Source organism: Streptomyces sp. NRRL WC-3549 (genome assembly GCF_000721935.1).
Taxonomy (GTDB): Bacteria; Actinomycetota; Actinomycetes; order Streptomycetales; family Streptomycetaceae; genus Streptomyces.
This window is the reverse complement of the sequence record NZ_KL585381.1, coordinates 158834-162695: the sequence shown is the minus strand read 5'-3', so window position 1 is coordinate 162695 and position 3862 is coordinate 158834. Positions and strand designations below refer to the sequence as shown.

General features: G+C 67.4%; 3 protein-coding genes. All 3 read left to right on the top strand.

Translation table 11 applies throughout. The annotated features are described in order from the left end of the window. Window positions 1-284 precede the first annotated feature (284 nt). Window positions 285-1796 (top strand): cytochrome ubiquinol oxidase subunit I, encoded by a 1512-nt coding sequence (locus IH13_RS0100990; RefSeq protein WP_031080178.1) that lies wholly within the window; start codon window positions 285-287, stop codon window positions 1794-1796. An 18-nt stretch (window positions 1797-1814) separates the two neighbouring features. Next, complete coding sequence (cydB, locus tag IH13_RS0100985) at window positions 1815-2816, top strand: cytochrome d ubiquinol oxidase subunit II (RefSeq protein ID WP_031080177.1); 1002 nt, start codon at window positions 1815-1817, stop codon at window positions 2814-2816. A gap of 48 nt (window positions 2817-2864) precedes the next feature. Continuing rightward, the coding region (locus IH13_RS0100980) for an ABC transporter ATP-binding protein/permease (protein ID WP_037840630.1) at window positions 2865-3862 on the top strand (998 nt) is incomplete at its 3' end.

Sequence of the window (3862 nt, the reverse complement as noted above, 5' to 3'; positions counted from 1 at the left end):
CCGCTGTGCGTACCGGTGGCCCCGGGCCGTGTCGATCGCCGTCGACCGGGCCGGGGCCACCGTGCTGCCGGGGGAGACCCGGGGCCTGATCCGGGGCTTGATCCGGGGTGCCTCCGCCGGGATCGGCCGGGATGCACCCCCCCCTGTCACCTTCGAAACCTTGTGCGCCATAATTGCTTGTGAATGTGAACGCGTTCACAAGCGTGTCCCGTTTCCTCCCGTGATCGGCGGGATCAATGGGGACGATTCGCGCCGGTGATCGCGGCGATGCAAGGAGAAGAGACGTGGATCTAGCTCTGGCACCGGAGACCCTGGCGCGATGGCAGTTCGGCATCACCACCGTCTACCACTTCCTGTTCGTCCCCCTGACGATCTCTCTCGCCGCGCTCACGGCCGGCCTGCAGACCGCGTGGGTGCGCACGGACAACGAGAAGTACCTCAGGGCCACGAAGTTCTGGGGAAAGCTGTTCCTGATCAACATCGCCATGGGCGTGGTCACCGGCATCGTGCAGGAGTTCCAGTTCGGCATGAACTGGTCCGACTACTCGCGCTTCGTCGGTGACGTCTTCGGGGCCCCGCTGGCCTTCGAGGCGCTCATCGCCTTCTTCTTCGAGTCCACCTTCATCGGGCTGTGGATCTTCGGATGGGACAAGCTGCCCAAGAAGATCCACCTGGCCTGCATATGGATGGTCTCCCTCGGGACGGTCCTCTCCACGTTCTTCATCCTGGCCGCCAACTCCTGGATGCAGCATCCGGTCGGTTACCGGATCAACGAGGAACGCGGCCGGGCCGAGCTCACCGACTTCTTCAAGGTGCTCACCCAGGACACCGCGCTCACCCAGTTCTTCCACACCCTCACGGCGGCCTTCCTCGTGGGCGGCGCCTTCATGGTGGGTATCTCCGCCTTCCACCTGGCGCGCAAGCGGCACATCCCGGTGATGCGCACCTCGCTGCGCGTCGGGCTGGTCACCGTGGTCGTCGCCGGGATGCTCACCGCGGTCAGCGGCGACACCCTCGGCAAGGTGATGTTCAAGCAGCAGCCGATGAAGATGGCCGCCGCGGAGGCCCTGTGGGAGGGCGAGGACGGTGCGCCCTTCTCGCTCTTCGCGGTCGGAGACGTCGCCAAGGGGCACAACGACGTGGAGATCTCCATCCCCGGAGTGCTCTCCTTCCTCGCGGACAACACCTTCAGCTCGCACGTTCCCGGTATCAACGACATCAACGAGGAACTCCAGAAGACCTACGGGCCCGGTGACTACCGGCCCAACATCCCGGTGGCCTTCTGGAGCTTCCGGTGGATGATCGGCTTCGGCATGGCGTCCTTCGGCCTCGGCCTGCTCGGACTGTGGCTGACCCGGAGGAAGTTCCTGCTGCCACCGGAGCTGCGTACGGGCGAGGACGAGGTTCCCCGTCTGGTCCTCTTCAAGAACCAGGCGCTGAGCCCGAAGTTCGCCCGGCTCTACTGGATCACCGCTCTGTGGACCATGCTCTTCCCCCTGATCGCCAACTCCTGGGGATGGATCTTCACCGAGATGGGACGGCAGCCCTGGGTGGTGTTCGGGGTCTTCCAGACCAGGGACGCGGTCTCCCCCGGGGTCTCGCAGGGCGAGGTCCTCACCTCGATGATCGGCTTCACCGCGCTCTACGCGATCCTCGCCGTGATCGAGGTCAGGCTCCTGGTCAAGTACGTCAAGGCCGGACCCCCCGAGCTCACCGAGGCCGACCTGAATCCGCCCACCAGGATCGGCGGACACGATCAGGACGACGCCGACCGGCCGATGGCCTTCTCCTACTGAGAGCTGCGGAGCTGAGAGATGGAACTCCACGACGTCTGGTTCGTGCTCATAGCCGTCCTGTGGACCGGTTACTTCTTCCTGGAGGGATTCGATTTCGGTATCGGGGTCCTCACCAAGCTACTGGCCCGGGACCGCAAGGAACGCCGGGTACTCATCAACACGATCGGTCCGGTCTGGGACGGGAACGAGGTGTGGCTGCTCAGTGCCGGCGGCGCCACCTTCGCCGCCTTCCCGGAGTGGTACGCCACCCTGTTCTCCGGCTTCTACCTGCCGCTGCTGATCATCCTGGTCTGCCTGATCGTGCGCGGGGTCGCCTTCGAGTACCGCGCCAAGCGGCCCGAGGAACGCTGGCAGACCAACTGGGAACACGCGATCTTCTGGACCTCGCTGATCCCCGCCGTGCTCTGGGGCGTGGCGTTCGGGAACATCGTCCGCGGGGTGAAGATCGATGCCGACATGGAGTACGTCGGCAACCTCTGGGACCTGCTCAACCCCTACGCGCTCCTGGGCGGCCTGGTCACCCTCTTCCTCTTCACCTTCCACGGCGCGGTGTTCGCCGCCCTCAAGACCGTCGGGGACATCCGGGGGCGGGCGCGTGCGCTCGCGGTCAGGCTCGGCCTGGTCACCGCGGTGCTCGCGCTGGTCTTCCTGGTCCTGACACAGCGGGACAACGGAGACGGCTGGAGCCTGCTGGCGCTGGTGATCGCCGCGGTCTCACTGGTCGCCGCGATCGGCGCCATCGCGGCGGGGCGTGAGGGCTGGTCGTTCGGACTGTCGGGTCTGGCCATCGCGGCCACGGTGGCGATGCTCTTCCTGACGCTCTTCCCGAACGTGATGCCGTCCTCGCTGGACGACGCCTGGAACCTCACGGTCACCAACGCCTCGTCCAGTGGGTACACCCTCACGATCATGACCTGGTGCGCGGGCGTCGCGACCCCCCTCGTGCTGCTGTACCAGGGGTGGACGTACTGGGTGTTCCGCAAGCGCATCGGCACCCAGCACATCGCCGATCCGCACTGACCATGCCGCGCAACCGAACGACATGAGTTCCCCGGGGAGCTGTTTCACGTGAAACCGATCGACCCACGCCTGCTCCGGTACGCCCGAGCCACCCGTTTCTTCCTGGCGGCCGCGGTGGCGCTCGGGCTGGCCGGTGCGGCCCTGGTGATCGCCCAGGCCATGCTCGTGGCCGAGGTGGTGGTGGGTGGATTCGAGGACGGGCTCACCGCCCACGGGCTCCGCGCCCCCCTCCTGTCGCTCGTCGCGGTCGCCCTGGGCCGGGCACTCGTGGCCTGGCTGACGGAGCGTGCGGCGTTCCGGGCGAGCGCGGCGGTCAAGTCCGAGCTGCGGGGACGGCTCATGGAACGCGCCACCGACCTCGGTCCGGGCTGGCTGGGGGGACAGCGCACCGGTTCCCTGGTGACGTTGGCGACCCGGGGGATCGACGCGCTCGACGACTACTTCTCGCGCTACCTCCCGCAGCTCGGGCTGGCCGTCGTCGTGCCGGTGGCGGTCCTGGCCAGGATCGTCACGGAGGACTGGGTCTCGGCGGCGATCATCGTGGTGACGCTGCCCCTGATCCCCCTCTTCATGGCGCTCATCGGCTGGGCCACCCAGTCCCGGATGGACCGTCAGTGGCGCCTGCTGACACGGCTCTCGGGGCACTTCCTCGACGTGGTCGCCGGACTGCCGACGCTGAAGGTCTTCGGCCGCGCCAAGGCACAGGCCGCGTCGATCCGCACCATCACCTCGCAGTACCGCCAGGCCACCCTCAAGACCCTGCGTATCGCCTTCCTCTCCTCGTTCGCCCTGGAGCTGCTGGCGACCCTCTCGGTCGCCCTGGTCGCCGTGACGATCGGGATGCGGCTCGTCCACGGCGAGCTCGACCTCTACACCGGTCTCGTCATCCTCATCCTCGCGCCCGAGGCGTACCTGCCGATCCGGCAGGTCGGGGCCCAGTACCACGCGGCGGCGGAGGGCCTCTCGGCCGCCGAGGAGATCTTCTCCGTGCTGGAGACGGAGCCCGTGCGGGGCGGCGCCTCAGCCGTACCCGCCTCGCTGCGGCT

What these genes read in the sequence shown, in the direction of transcription:
- cydB (WP_031080177.1), top strand. Translation starts at nt 1,815, where the DNA reads ATGGAACTCCACGACGTCTGGTTCGTGCTCATAGCCGTCCTGTGGACC.